Origin of the sequence: Marispirochaeta aestuarii (assembly GCF_002087085.1) — a bacterium.
In the GTDB taxonomy this organism is placed as follows: Bacteria; Spirochaetota; Spirochaetia; order JC444; family Marispirochaetaceae; genus Marispirochaeta; species Marispirochaeta aestuarii.
The window spans coordinates 1-14,332 of sequence record NZ_MWQY01000003.1 but is presented as its reverse complement, the minus strand read 5'-3'; the positions used below and the strand labels follow the sequence as shown (position 1 = coordinate 14,332).

At 49.6% G+C, this 14,332-nt stretch carries 10 protein-coding genes and 2 tRNA genes; 10 read left to right on the top strand and 2 right to left on the bottom strand.

Translation table 11 applies throughout. The annotated features are described in order from the left end of the window. Window positions 1-32: 32 nt before the first annotated feature. Genes B4O97_RS03030 through lepA form a run of 8 tightly spaced genes read left to right on the top strand, consistent with a single transcriptional unit; the run spans window position 33 to window position 10,663 of the window. Window positions 33-311, top strand: coding sequence for an STAS domain-containing protein (locus B4O97_RS03030; RefSeq protein ID WP_158084126.1), 279 nt, complete (start codon window positions 33-35; stop codon window positions 309-311). Next, the gene (locus tag B4O97_RS03025) at window positions 304-2,436 is read left to right on the top strand and encodes a chemotaxis protein CheA (protein WP_083048208.1); all 2,133 of its coding nucleotides are present in this window, start codon (window positions 304-306) and stop codon (window positions 2,434-2,436) included. The genes B4O97_RS03030 and B4O97_RS03025 overlap by 8 nt, the downstream gene beginning before the upstream one ends. Beyond that, window positions 2,423-3,307 carry a CheR family methyltransferase gene (locus B4O97_RS03020; protein WP_083048207.1) on the top strand — a complete coding sequence of 295 codons (885 nt, stop codon included), beginning with the start codon at window positions 2,423-2,425 and terminating at the stop codon, window positions 3,305-3,307. The genes B4O97_RS03025 and B4O97_RS03020 overlap by 14 nt, the downstream gene beginning before the upstream one ends. A 27-nt stretch (window positions 3,308-3,334) precedes the next feature. Then, window positions 3,335-4,411 (top strand): protein-glutamate methylesterase/protein-glutamine glutaminase, encoded by a 1,077-nt coding sequence (locus B4O97_RS03015; RefSeq protein ID WP_083048206.1) that lies wholly within the window; start codon window positions 3,335-3,337, stop codon window positions 4,409-4,411. 6 nt (window positions 4,412-4,417) lie between these two features. Then, on the top strand, window positions 4,418-6,211 hold the full coding sequence (locus tag B4O97_RS03010) for a PAS domain S-box protein (RefSeq protein WP_083048205.1): 1,794 nt from the start codon (window positions 4,418-4,420) through the stop codon (window positions 6,209-6,211). Window positions 6,212-6,229: 18 nt separating this feature from the next. After that, window positions 6,230-6,883, top strand: coding sequence for a response regulator transcription factor (locus B4O97_RS03005; RefSeq protein WP_083048204.1), 654 nt, complete (start codon window positions 6,230-6,232; stop codon window positions 6,881-6,883). 33 nt (window positions 6,884-6,916) lie between these two features. After that, window positions 6,917-8,818, top strand: a complete 1,902-nt coding sequence (locus tag B4O97_RS03000; protein ID WP_083048203.1) for a hybrid sensor histidine kinase/response regulator — start codon at window positions 6,917-6,919, stop codon at window positions 8,816-8,818. Window positions 8,819-8,851: 33 nt separating this feature from the next. Beyond that, the gene (lepA, locus tag B4O97_RS02995; protein WP_083048202.1) at window positions 8,852-10,663 is read left to right on the top strand and encodes a translation elongation factor 4; all 1,812 of its coding nucleotides are present in this window, start codon (window positions 8,852-8,854) and stop codon (window positions 10,661-10,663) included. Here the strand turns inward: lepA and B4O97_RS02990 are convergent. Together B4O97_RS02990 and B4O97_RS02985 are read right to left on the bottom strand one after the other, a co-directional pair. After that, a complete protein-coding gene (locus B4O97_RS02990) occupies window positions 10,660-12,252 on the bottom strand; it encodes a 6-hydroxymethylpterin diphosphokinase MptE-like protein (RefSeq protein ID WP_083048200.1) in 1,593 nt (530 codons plus the stop codon). The two genes, lepA and B4O97_RS02990, sit on opposite strands and share 4 nt — an antisense overlap. A gap of 2 nt (window positions 12,253-12,254) precedes the next feature. After that, window positions 12,255-13,787: a peptidylprolyl isomerase gene (locus B4O97_RS02985; protein ID WP_083048198.1), complete on the bottom strand. Its 1,533-nt coding sequence runs from the start codon at window positions 13,785-13,787 to the stop codon at window positions 12,255-12,257. Window positions 13,788-13,939: 152 nt separating this feature from the next. Between B4O97_RS02985 and B4O97_RS02980 the strand changes: the two genes are divergently transcribed. Both B4O97_RS02980 and B4O97_RS02975 read left to right on the top strand, forming a co-directional pair. After that, a tRNA-Asp gene (locus B4O97_RS02980) sits at window positions 13,940-14,013 on the top strand. 34 nt (window positions 14,014-14,047) lie between these two features. Next, a tRNA-Pro gene (locus B4O97_RS02975) sits at window positions 14,048-14,119 on the top strand. Window positions 14,120-14,332 lie beyond the last annotated feature (213 nt).

Genomic DNA, 14,332 nt, shown 5'->3' with positions numbered 1-14,332 from the left:
TAACAGGAACTGCTGTCGGTGTGGAGGAAGCTGTGCTTACTGTGCCCATTGGAACCAGATGCGTTATTGATACTGTTAAGGACCTGAAATCCTCATTACTGGAAGCCTTGAACGAGTCTTCCGAGGGAGTCCTTCTGGATGTATCTCAAATAGAAGAGATCGATACCGCAGGAATACAACTCTTCGTCTCTCTGTTCAACGAGGTGGAAAAAAGAAAAATTCCACTGAAATTCAAGGGCCCCATGAACGAAAAGGTTCTGGAACAATTTCAGTTGAGCGGGGTTCGATACGGGGAACAGATTAATGGATAAACGCTTCATCGAAACCTTTATTGAAGAATCCTATGAACTTCTGGATTCCATGGAGAAGGAACTTCTGGCTCTCGAAGCTGAACCGGATGACGAAGGGCATATCCAGGCTGTATTCCGCGCCGCCCATACGATAAAAGGCTCCGCTGCCATGTTCGGTTTTCAGGAGATCTCCGAATTCGCCCACGCCTTCGAGACGGTGCTGGACGAGGTCCGTTCCGGAACCCTCAAAATCAACCGGGAACTGATGAACCTGTCCCTCCGGGGAAAGGATCATCTGCGGGATCTTCTCGATGCGACCCGGAATAACGAAACAGGATCCGGGAACGCTGCTCTGAAAGAGAAGGGTTCGACTATCCTGAAGGAACTTTCCAGGATCTCCGGCATGGAAAGGGAATCTGAAGATAACGAGGCTCCCCCGGTCGTTTCCGACACCGCCGGCGGGACCGGTTTGGAAAAGGAAGAAGCGACCTTCCGGATCAGCTTCAAGCCCCGCTCGGATATCTTTGCCAGCGGGGCAAATCCGCTGCTTCTTATCCGGGAACTCCATGATCTTGGAAAGGTTACGGTTTTTGCAAATATTGCAGAGATTCCCCGTCTTTCTGAAATTAATCCGGAGACCCTCTACCTGGGATGGGAAATCTTCCTGACCGGAGGCTGCGAATATAATGAGTTGCGGGATGTTTTTATCTTTGTAGAATCCGAATCCGATATAATCATTCAGGAACTGAAAAGTTCCGATTATATCGATTCACGGGGAGAGCCCAAGCGGCTTGGAGAAATCCTGGTGGACAGCGGCATCCTTGATCCCAAGGAGCTGAAATCCCTGCTTGAGAGCCAGAAGCTTATCGGACAGAGAATCGAAGATGCGGGTCTGGCGGACAAGTCGGAGATTGAGTCGGCCCTTCATGTTCAGGAGCACTTCAAGAAATCCAGAACACAGAATCAGACCCAGCAGGTCTCGAACACCCTTCGGGTGAGCTCCCAGAGACTCGATCAGCTCATTGATCTTGTGGGAGAACTCGTTACCGTACAGGCACGGCTTGGACAGATATCGGCCCAGATGGAGGAAGAAAATCTTCTGACCGTCAGCGAAGAGCTGGAACGTCTGATCGACGATCTGCGGGACAATGCCATGAGCCTTCGGATGCTGCCTATTGGGAGTACCTTCAGCCAGTTCAGGCGTATGGTCCGGGACCTTTCGGTGGATCTTGGAAAAGAGATTGAGTTAAAGACCATTGGAGAAGAGACTGAGCTGGACAAGACTGTGCTTGATAAGATCCATGATCCCCTGGTCCATATAATAAGAAACTCCGCTGACCATGGCATCGAACTCCCGGCAGTCAGAATGAAAGCCGGCAAGTCAGCCACTGGAACCATCACCCTGGAAGCAAAGTACAGCGGGGCTGCAGTCATGATAGTCGTCAGAGATGATGGACGGGGCATCGATCCGGATGTTATTCGAAAGAAAGCTGTTCAGCGAGGTCTGATCCACGCCGGGGAGCAGATCTCCGATGAGGATGCTTACCAGTTGCTTTTTGCTCCGGGCTTCTCTACCGCTGAAGCGGTTACAAATCTATCCGGTCGCGGAGTGGGACTGGATGTTGTGGAAAAAAATATTCAGTCCCTGTCCGGATCTGTGACAATCCAGAGCGAACCTGGAAAAGGTACAAGCTTCATTCTGACCCTTCCTCTTACCCTGGCCATAATCGACGGTCTTGCGGTTTCCGTGGGAACCGAGACCATTATTATTCCCCTGGCGTCAGTTGAATCATGTATGGAAATACGCATCGATGAGGTTGATACCCGCCGTCGCCTGATTTCCTACCGGGAAAGCCTGATACCCTACGTTCATCTGGCGAGGTTCCTGGATATTCCGGAACAGGACAGCCGGCGTAAACAGATGGTGGTTATAGAAACCAGTCACGGGCGCATGGGAATTATGGTCGACGAGGTTCTTGGAGATCATCAGACGGTAATAAAGAGTCTGGGAAACATGTTCAAGGGACAGAAGAGCTTCTCCGGTGCGTCGATTCTGGGGGACGGGTCTATCGCTCTGATCCTCGATATTAACGGCCTGGTCAGTACCATGGACACCGAGGTCCTGGAAAAAGATGCAGCAGGGTAATACATTAGCTCCCCTGCCGGGACTGAGCAGTAAAGACTTTCTTCGAATCAAAACCTATGTTGAAAAAAACCTTGGTATTCGTCTGCCCGCGGCAAAGCAGGTTATGGTTGAGTCCCGACTGCGCAAGCATATTATAAGGCTTGGAAAATCAGGTTTCAGCGATTATTGTGATTTTCTTTTTGACAGCAACGAGGGGAAAAAACACATCCAGGAGTTTGTGGATCTGATTACCACAAACAAAACTGATTTCTATCGCGAACCCGGACACTTTGATTTTTTGTCTTCTTCAGTACTGACGAAGTTCTCCGCTGCATCCGGCGAGGTTTTTCGGATCTGGTCGTGCGGGTGTTCGACGGGAGAAGAACCCTACACGATCGCAATGGTCATGGAGGAGTACTTTCGGCAGAACCGGCGTTTTGTCTACGAAATCTTCGCGTCCGATATTTCTTCCCGTGTTCTTGAAAACGCCCGTTCCGGTATTTATGAATATCCAAGAATTGAAAACCTGCCCATGGATCTTATAAAGAGATACTTTTTGAAGAGCCGGGACAGTGCAAGGAGTCAGGTCAGAATTAAGCCGGAACTCCGGGGAAAAATCAGATTTTATCAACTGAACCTTCTCAGTGAAAAGTACCCCCTGCCAAAGAATCTCGATGTGATATTTTTTAGAAATGTAATGATCTACTTTGAGAAGCCGACTCAACAAAAGATTATATCTAAACTCTGCGAACATCTGAAACCCGGCGGGTATCTTTTTCTCGGGCATTCTGAATCCCTGACCGGAATCGAAACTGACCTTCATAACGTTGCGGCTACTGTATATAAAAAAAGCTCCGATGCCCTTAAAAACAATTTCCGGAAACTTGCATGAGTCCTTACAATCGGGAGATTTTAACAAATGTCTGAAGCCACCAGTATAAAGGTTTTAATTGTCGATGATTCAGCGGTTGTGAGGCAGACTCTGTCCGAGATTCTTGGATCGGAGAAAGATATAGAAATTATGGGGACGGCCTCGGATCCGATTATTGCCGCCAAGAAACTGGAAAAAGAGATACCCGATGTAATAATTCTGGATATTGAGATGCCCCGAATGGACGGCCTCACCTTCCTGAAGAAACTGATGCAGCAGTTTCCCATTCCTGTGGTTATCTGCTCCAGTAAAGCTGAAGAGGGCTCCCAGAATGTTCTTAATGCCCTTGATTACGGAGCTGTCGAAATAATCAGGAAACCTCAACTGGGAACAAAACAGTTTCTTACTGAATCACGGCTTCGCATTGCGGACGTCGTCCGGGCTGCCCACATGGCAAAAACCAGAAAATTCAAGCCCAAACCTGAGGTGTCTGCCAAACTGACCGCCGATGCTGTTCTGCCGCTGGGAAAAGAGCATGTTAGAATCGAAACAACCGAGCTGGTTGTCGCGGTGGGTGCCTCTACGGGTGGTACCGAAGCCCTGCGGGAGGTCCTTGAGGCTCTGCCGGTGGATGCACCGGGGATGGTGGTTGTCCAGCATATGCCTGAACACTTTACCGCCGCCTTTGCCAAGCGTCTCGATTCCATCTGCAGCGTGGGTGTAAAAGAAGCGGAAAACAATGACTCTGTGCTTCGGGGACGGGTACTCATTGCCCCGGGAAACAAACATACCCTTCTGAAGCGCAGCGGGGCCCGTTACTATGTGGAAGTAAAGGACGGACCTCTTGTCTGTCGTCACCGTCCTTCAGTGGATGTCCTTTTCCGCTCTGTTGCCCGTTATGCCGGAAAGAATGCAATAGGCATTATAATGACGGGAATGGGTGATGACGGTGCCCGCGGGATGCTTGAAATGCATCAGAACGGAGCCTATACAATTGCCCAGGACGAGGAGAGCTGTGTCGTCTACGGAATGCCCCAAGAGGCTGTTAAACGCAACGCCGTAGATCTTATTCTGCCCCTCAACCGTATTGCGGCGGAAATTCTAAAAAGCGATAAGCGGAAATAATCTTCTATGCAGGAGCATCATGACAATATAGAGATTCAACCCAGGACAGATCCTCCTCGTATTCTTGTTGTGGAAGATGAAGCCATTCTGGCGATTGATATCTGCAATATTCTGGATTCCCTGGGGTATATCGTACTCGATACCCAGGATAACGGTCCGGAAGTGTTGAGTTTTCTGAATGAAGTCAAACCCGATCTTATCCTGATGGATATTCACCTGAAGGGAGAACTTGACGGAATACAGGTGGCGGAGATTATCCAGCAGACGCACAGGATCCCTGTTATCTATATTTCTGCCTATTCTGATGTGGATACCCTCTCCCGTGCAAAGAATACCCGTCCCTACGGGTATATCATCAAATCCTTTGACCAGAATGATCTTTTCTTCTCCATTGAGATGGCTCTGGACCGTCATGATATGGAAAAGAAAATTCTTGAAAGCGAACGCCTGCTTTCCACCACCTTCAGCGGAATCTCCGACGGAGTCATTTCCTGCGATAAAGAGGGGAAGATCCAGCTGATTAACATAGCCGCCTGCAGAATGCTCGATCTAAAACAGGATGATTATGTGGGGCGTTCGACCCGGGACCTGCCTGTCAGAATAGAGAACACTTTCGAGGAGAATCCTCCGGATCCCCTGGATTTTTCTTCCTATGAGAATACCGGAGAAGTCTCAGGAAGATATTTCTTTGTTCTGGAGCAGAGCCGTTTCCACGTTTTTTGTACCGTATCAGTTCTGAAAAATGAACATGAGAAGATTTCCGGATACATTGTGATTCTTCGCAACATCGAGGAGGAGTACCAGGTTCAGGAGATGCAGTCACGTCTTGCCTCCATTGTAGAGACCTCCGAAGATGCAATAATCGGTTCAACGCCCGAAGGCACCATAATAAGCTGGAACCGGGGAGCCCGGATCCTGTTCGGATACGATCAGAGCGAGGTCCGGGGTAAGAATCTTTCGATTCTCGTTCCCGATTTCTACCCCAACGAGATCCCCGAAATGCTCGACAGAATACGCAATGGAGAGCTTATTGACCATTACGAAACTCTGCGGGCCCGTAAGGACGGGGGTATTATAGACATGTCTGTAAAGATCTCTCCCATCAGGGACTCCCGGGGAAACCTGATTGCAGTTTCGCTTATCGCCCGGGACATGAGCAAGCGCAAACAGCTGGAAAAGGAAATCCTGGAAATCGAGGACCGCGAGCGATCACGGATAGGACAGGATCTTCATGACAGCCTGGGACAGCAATTAACGGGTATCCTTCTTCGGGTAAAGGCACTGGAAGGTAAACTTCTGAAAGAGAAGGACAGTACTTGTGTCGAGGATGCCCGGGATATTCAGCAGATTGTGAGAAACACGGTGGAACAGACGCGGGAAATGGCAAAGGGGCTAATTCCCGTAACACTGCAGACCAACGGACTTGTAGAAGCTCTTCAGGAGCTGAGTCTCTACTGCCAGTCAATGTACGGTGTGGCAACCTCCTTTGAAGGTCATCGTGATCCTGTCGACCTTCAGCCCATTGCGGAGGTTCAGCTTTATCATATATGTCAGGAGGCCTTAACCAACGCAATCAAGCACGCCGGCGGAACAAGCATTATCGTTTCCCTGGAGCAGGATACAACGGAGATTGTGTTGACAATTCGTGACAACGGCAATGGGATATCAGAAGAAAGCACGTCCGGTCTGGGATTGAGAATCATGCAGTATCGGGCTAACATGGTAGGGGGACACCTGTCGATAATAGGTAACGAAGGCTGGGGTACTGCTGTTATATGCAGGGTCCCTATAACACAGTAATAAGCAGGTGGTAAGGGCGTGAAAAAGAGGATTGTTATTATTGACGATCATCCCATTGTCCGACAGGGCTTTACACAGTTGATCAATCAGGAGGACGACCTGATTGTGGTGGGTGAGGCTGAAGATGCTGCCGGGGCCTTTGAACTGATTGAAAAATTACAACCTGATCTGGCACTCATCGATCTGTCTTTAAAGAATTCCAACGGCATAGAATTAATTAAGGATCTGTCCCGGATTTATCCCGACTTTCTGATGCTCGTAATCTCTCTGCATGAGGAATCAGTATATGCAGAGCGTTCCCTCAGGGCGGGGGCAAAGGGTTTTATCATGAAGGCCGAAGCGACCGAGAATGTCATGACGGCCATACGCGCGGTTTTGCGGGGTGATATTTACCTGAGTGACAGTATGCGAAATCGTCTCCTGCATTCCATAACATCGGGGGGAAACCTGCGAAAGGATAAAAAGATTGAAGAGTATCTGAGCGACAGGGAACTGCAGGTGCTGCAGGCGGTTGGCCGCGGGGAAAGCACCAAAACCATTGCCGAAGATCTGAACCTGAGTATCAAGACTATCGAGACCTATAAATCTCATCTGAAACAGAAACTTTCCTTAAAAAACAGCACTGAATTGATGCAGTACGCCGTGGAATGGTATCTGACGAATGTTCGCTGAACAGATAAAAATATTTTATAATTCGAGGATGTAATGAAAAAGGACGGTACTGCGGTCATTCTGGTCGTTGAAGATGAATCAATAGTTGCTCTTGATATAAAAAACCATCTTTTACGATTCGGCTACGGGACCATGGGACCTGTCTCGTCTGCAGAAGCAGCTTTCAGCGAGATTAACAGACAGGTTCCCGACCTTGTGCTGATGGACATCAAGATACACGGCAATATGGATGGTATCGAGGCCTCCAGGATTATCAGAGAAAAGTATCATCGGCCGGTGATTCTTCTTACAGCCTTTGCGGATGACCAGACCCTGGACAGGGCAAAGATGAGCGGACCTTTCGGCTATATCCTGAAGCCCTTTAATGAACGGGAACTGAAGACAACCATAGAAATGGCCCTGTACAGACATCGGATGGAGGTCAGACTTCACGAAAGCGAAGAAAGATACCGGAGGCTCTTTGAAGAAGACCTGTCCGGGGACTTTATTGCCGACGGAGAGGGGAAAATTCTGGACTGTAATCCAGCGTTTCTGTCTCTCTTCGGATTCAGGTCCAGGGAAGATGTATTTGGACTTAATATCAATACTCTTTTTTCTGAGACGAAACGTCATGAAGAGCGGTGGGAAGCGTTAAGAGAAGAAGGGGTAATACGGCTGCAGGAGTTCGAAATCCTCCGGCAGGACGGAAGCGTCGCTGCGGTTCTGGGAAATATGGTGGGCAATTTTGATGAAGAGGGAAATCTTCAGAATCTGCATGGATATCTAATTGATACCACCGAGATAAAGAGTCTCGAGGAACAGTTGAGGCAGGCTCAGAAGATGGAAGCCATCGGCAGAATGGCCGGGGGTATCGCCCATGATTTCAACAACCTGCTTACGGTTATACTGGGGTACATTACCCTGGTCAACGAAAAGTATCTGGAAAACGAGCCTCTTGAGAACGAACTGGAAGGTATAAGAACAGCGGCCGGCAAAGCCACTCGGCTGACACGGCAGCTTCTGGCCTTTTCACGGCAGCAGGTGCTTAATCCCGAGGTCGTTGATACAAACGTGCTGATAAACGATCTGGAAAAAATGCTTCGACGCCTTGTTCATGAGGACATAAACTTAAGCATATTTGCCGCTGCCGAAAACCCTAAGATTTATGTGGATCCCGGACAGATCGAACAGGTTCTTCTGAACATGGTGGTTAATGCACGGGATGCCATGGGCGCCAGGGGAAAACTGACCATTGAAAGCCGTAATGAGCGGCTGACGGAGCCCATAGCCAGCCCTCTTGGTTCGATCCCCGAGGGAGATTACTGCGTGATTGAAGTCGAAGACAATGGAAAGGGGATTCCTGAGGATCAGCTCAGTCTCATATTCGAACCTTTTTTTACCACAAAACCGGCAGATAAAGGTACGGGCCTGGGCTTGTCGACGGTATACGGGATAGTAAAGCAGAGCCGGGGTTTTATCAACGTCCGGAGTCAGATAAACAAGGGGACCAGCTTTCAGATTTTTTTCCCGGTTACCGACAAACTGCTGAGAAAGGAGCAGATTGATATACCCGAAATAGAAAAATATGTGGGCAGCGAGAATATCCTTCTGGTGGAAGATGACAACGCAGTCAGAGCCGTTGCAATGAGTATTCTGAAGAGGGCGGGGTATTCGGTAGTCGAAGCAGGAAACGCCGGAGAAGCCCTGCTAATCTGTGAGCAGAATGGCTCCGAAATACAGCTGCTCATTACCGACTATATAATGCCCCACATGACGGGGGATCAGCTGATTCTCAGGTTGCGCAGTATCGTTCCCGGCCTGCCGAGTATAATAATGTCCGGATACATGAAGAGGGTGAATTCCGAAAAACTTGAAACGGATGCAATATTGTCCAAGCCCTTCAAACCAGAAGAATTATTACGCTTGGTGCGCACTGTTCTCGATTCCCAGGATTGAAGTAACCGGCCTCGTTAGGATATAGTACCCTCAATGCGATACGAACCCGAATTAATACGCAACTTCTGCATAATTGCGCACATTGATCATGGTAAATCCACCCTTGCCGACCGTTTTATAGAAAAAGCACGGCTTGTTTCTGAAAGGGAGTATAAAGACCAGATCCTCGACAGCATGGACATCGAAAGGGAACGGGGAATTACCATAAAATCCCAGGCGGTCTCTCTGCCGTTTACCTCTTCGGACGGAAAAACCTATCATCTGAACCTTGTTGATACCCCGGGTCATGTCGACTTTTCCTACGAGGTGTCCAGGGCTATCTCCGCCTGCGAAGGCGCACTCCTGATAATAGATGCCTCCCAGGGAGTGGAAGCCCAGACGCTGGCCAACATGTATATGGCCATTGAACATGATCTTGAAATCCTTCCGGTCATTAACAAGATAGACCTTCCCAGTGCGGATATCGAATTTGTAAAAAAACAGATCGACCATGATCTGGGACTGGATATGGATATTGCTATACCCATATCCGCCAAAACCGGTCAGGGGGTTGATGAGCTGCTTGAAGCCCTGGTGCAGTTTGTTCCTCCTCCCAAACCCCTCATAGACAATCCGCTTCAGGCCCTGATATTCGACTCCCACTATGATCCCTACCGCGGGGTCGTTGTTCATATACGTGTTATGGCCGGTAGAATCAAGCTGGGACAGGAAGTCCTTTTTATGGCTACCGGGGGCCGCTACGTCATCGAGGAGACCGGAGTCTTCCGTATCGGTAACGAAAAGCGTGAGGAACTGAGGGCCGGTGAGGTAGGGTATATTATTGCCGGTATCAAGGATATCGGGAAGGTTCGAGTGGGAGATACCGTTACCAGCGCCAGGAACGGATGTACCACACCCCTGCCCGGATTCAAGGAAGTAAAACCCGTTGTGTTCTCCTCAATCTATCCGGTCAACTCGGATGACTACGAGGATCTCCTGTCGGCAATAGAGAAACTCAAGCTTAACGATGCTTCACTGATCTACGAAAAAGACTCTTCCGTTGCTCTGGGCTTTGGATTTCGCTGCGGCTTTCTGGGACTTCTTCACCTGGAGGTAGTACAGGAACGGCTTGAACGGGAGTTCGACCTTTCGATTGTGTTTACCTCTCCCTCTGTACGTTATAGGGTTACCCTTTCCAACGGCGAAAAACTGTCCATCGACAATCCTCTTGAGTTTCCGGATCCGTCACAGATTCAGCATGCGGAAGAACCGTATATAAAAGCCACCCTTATTACCCCCGCTGAATATGTGGGGCCCATCATCAATCTCTGTCTGGAGAAACGGGGTGTCCAGGAGAGCATGACATACCTGGATGAAAAACGGGTCGAGCTTGTCTATTCCATGCCTCTGGCGGAGGTCCTTTTTGATTTTTACGACAAGCTCAAGTCCCTGAGCAGGGGATACGCCTCCTTTGACTATGAGATAACCGATTTCAGGCCAACGGACCTGGTGCGGCTGGATATCCTCATAAACGGGAATCCCGTGGATGCTCTGTCCCAGCTGGTTTTTCGTGAGAACGCCGCATATCGTGCCCGGAAGGTCTGCAAAAAACTGAGGGACGAAATTCCCCGGCACCAGTTCAAGATTCCTATACAGGGAGCTATCGGGGCGACGATTATTGCGCGGGAGACTATATCGGCCCTCAGAAAGGATGTTACCGCAAAATGTTACGGAGGAGATATAAGCCGCAAGCGGAAGCTTCTGGAAAAGCAGAAGGAGGGTAAGAAGCGCATGAAGATGGTCGGAAACGTGGAACTGCCGCAGAATGCGTTTCTTTCGGTACTGAAAGCCGACGATGACTCCTAGGAAGGTATGCCGAGCAGCCTGGACAGATAAATCCGGTACCCTTCAACGGCCAGCAGAAGGCGTTTGGCAAAAGCGGGATTTCGAGGCAGCTTGTGCAGGTTGTCCGGAAAATGGGCAGTCAGGTAATCCCGTTCTTCGATGAGGCCGAAAAAGTCTGTATCCACTGATTCTCCCTTCAGGTAACGCAGCCCGCTGGTGTATATACGGGAGAGCATATCATGCTCCTGTCGCAGCAGATACTTCCAGCTGAACGAAACATTTCTGAAGGAAGTCTCCCTGCATACCGGAGTCTGTGGGGAGACTTCCGAAACATCGATCCTGTCCGTATACGTTGCCCCGATATCCAGACCCAGGGGATTCAAGTCGTAGATATTTTCCGACCCGCGGATAAAATTCTTGAGGGTCAAACGGTAATTGAGAAGAATCAGGTCGCTGAGGACCTTCGAAACCTTCCCCGTGGTGCGGAGCAGGGGACGCTTGAAGAAAGGAACAAATAAACCCGCAGGAGATACCCTGGTGGAAGAGCAGAGTTCCTCGAACAGAAACTGGGTCCCCCTGGCATGGCTTTTGCCGAGCCTGTAGGAAAAATCGATACCGCTGCAGTAGACGGTATTCTGACTGATGGATGCCGCTATTGCAACTGCAGCAACACCAACCGACCCATAGGGGGGCAGCACATACTCCTCCAGGGCATGTTTTTCCAGAGTATTGAAGTAGCGTAAGGGTGCAAAACGACTGAAAAAGGCGATTTTCTTTTTCCAGGGAAGACGCCACACCCTCGGGTAGGAAAAAAGATCAGCGATTAACAGGATGTCCTTTGTGGGAATCCCGTAAAAGTCCCTGAGGTTGATAAACTGGGATTCAAGAACGACAACTGCATCCGGAACAAGACCCTTTGCGGCCAGAAAAGGCAGGGCCGTGTCAACGGAAAGCAGAAAAATCCTGTCCCGGGCCTCTTTGATCTGGTTAAGGTTAGCTTCCAGCGATTCGCCGGCCCCCGCTACAAGCACCGGTCTTTCACTCTGCAGGCTGGTATAGGGAAGGGGGCTCTCATAGCTGAAGAGGTTGGCAAAGAAATTCTTCATCCAGCGGCGGGCAAAGAAGACCTGCGTCAGCTTGTCCTGGTAGGATATACGCGCTGCCTCTTCCAGGGTCTTGAAAACCTGGGAGTAGTATTCACGGTTAAGATTATACCCTCCGCTTAAAAGAAGCTGTTTGACACGTCTGAAAGGCCAAAGAGAAAGCCCGTTCAGGGTATCGATTATTCCTTCAGCATCTTTCCGTTCTGCAAAGAGAAATCTGTAATTCTTTAATTTCTTACCAGAAAGCACCTCTCTTGAAAGCTGTTCCAGGGACTCTTCCTTTTCCAGCAGCACTACAAAGGAGCTTGCGGGCAGCCGTACAAGGAGTTCTTCAATTCCGTAGAGAAGCAGAGGGGATGGAATAAGATAGAGGGTTTCGGGTTCAAGCTCTGTTTCGCGGGCAATCCGAAGAGGCCTTGATTTCGGATCGACCCGCGAATAGAGCAATCTACCCTGATATTCCAGGGTAATCCCCGACCCGGTATCTAATTGTCGGGGAGTGGACATTCTTACTCGCCGTTCAGGAAATAGCGGCTGAATACCGCATCAAAATTATCTTCATGCTTGTCGGAGGACAGGATAAGGGCCCTCATATCAGTCTCTGCATACTGCTGACCCAGATAGGGGTAATAGCTTTCCAGCATGCTGAGATTCTCATCTGAAATTTCGGTCTCTTCTTTAAGTTCAAAAAGATAGATCATATTGTTCAAAACCAGAGGTTCGCTGATACTTCCCTGTTCCAGCGAAAAGAGGGTTTCCAGAAAAGACTCGTTGAAGGCCGCACCCTCAAAGGCTCCGGAATCCTGATTGGCGTCACGCACGCTTTTAAAGATTTCCACATTACCGTAATTCAGAGGAAACGATGCGGTCTCTCCGTCTTCCCAGCCCTCAGCTTCGAGTCCGCTGAGACCGTTTTCTCCGACCGAGGCTCGAAGTGCCTGTCCCCGTTCAATGAGGTAATCCTCGATGCTGCCCTTTTCAAAGCGCTCCATGTAACTGCGAACGGTATCGATATCCTCATCACTGGTTCTGTTCGCCGCAACGGGTTCTTCGTTGCATTTGTAGATGACCCATCCGAAGGGAGTTGACATTATCTCTGATATCGAGCCTTTGCTGAGAGAAAATATCTCCTCTGCCTTCTCTTCGGATTCCAGTTCAGTGGAGAGGGAGAAGAAATACTGTTGTCCGATATAGCCTCCGTTTTCCGCATATGCATCCTTCGACTGGTTGCGTGCAATCTCGTCGAAGAGACTCGGGTCGGAAAGCAACTGCTGATGTACGGTTTTTGCACTCTCTTCGCTGCTCTGGATGGTTATGCGGCTCAGATTGATCTTTCTGAAAAGATCCGCATTCTCCTCCGCATAATTTCCCACCATTTCATCCGGGAAGGCGGAGAATCCGATTCTGCTGTAGAGAAAACTGCGCTCCGGAGTTGCCATATTCTTGATAAAATCCACGGCCTGGGAGGAAGAATTAACCCCACCGAGAATATCGCTCCTGACCTGGCTGCTTACAAGCTCTTCTCTGTAATACTTGCGAATGGAAGCCTTTTCGGTTCTTGAGGTGTCGCGATACCTGGCCGGGCTGAACTCTCCGTTTTCCTGATAAGCTGGATACGCAGTTAGCGCCTGATCAATCACTTCGCCGGGTATCTGTAAATCGCTCTCCTTCGCCTTCTGAAGGACGGCGGTATGCACAACGGTATTCTGATATGCACCTCGCCAGACCTGATATGCTATCCATTCAAGGTTCGTATCCATACCGGACTGGGCAATACGTTCGGCTATGGTGTCCCGCTGTCGTGCCAGGTAGTTCCCGGGATAAAATTCAATGTCTTCACCGTCATAGCTTCCAAACACAATACCGCCGCCACCGGCTGTACTGCCAACAAGCGGTCCGCCGATGAAGGTAACCACTATTATAACAAGAATTGCTACGCTGAAGATGTACATCCAGGGATGCATGCGGCTTTTTGGCGGATGATCTTTTCCGCCCAGTTCAGTATTCCGCTTTGTGCCGTGTTGCGGATCCCGTTTCGCCATAAAGTTTCCTCATCAATCAAGTTGTTATTTAACCGCACAACGGTATCATGGGCCCTATCCTTTGTCAATGAATCGATTTAGCTGCGCCGCTCTGAAAAAAGGCCGCCCTTGACAGGTATTTCGTCATACTATATATTCTCACACATAATTACGGGGGTGTGGCGAAGCTGGTTATCGCGCCGGCCTGTCAAGCCGGAGACCGCGGGTTCAAGTCCCGTCACTCCCGTATCCTTTTTTCCTGGACCAGGAACAGGGAAAATCGGGCTGTAGCGCAGTGGGAGCGCGCTTGGTTCGGGATCAAGAAGTCGGGGGTTCAAATCCCCCCAGCCCGATAAAAAAAGCCTCATCCGAAGGGATGGGGCTTTTTTTATCGGGCTTCTTCGCGTACTATCGGCAGAATCCTGACGGATTCGCCTGCCGTACGCTTGGCTTGCGAATCGCTTTGCGATTCGTTGGGCCCAGCCCTCAAATGAATATACGGAAGGGCTGAGGCTTTTTTTATCGGGCTTCTTCGCGTACTATCGGCAGAATCCTGACGGATTCGC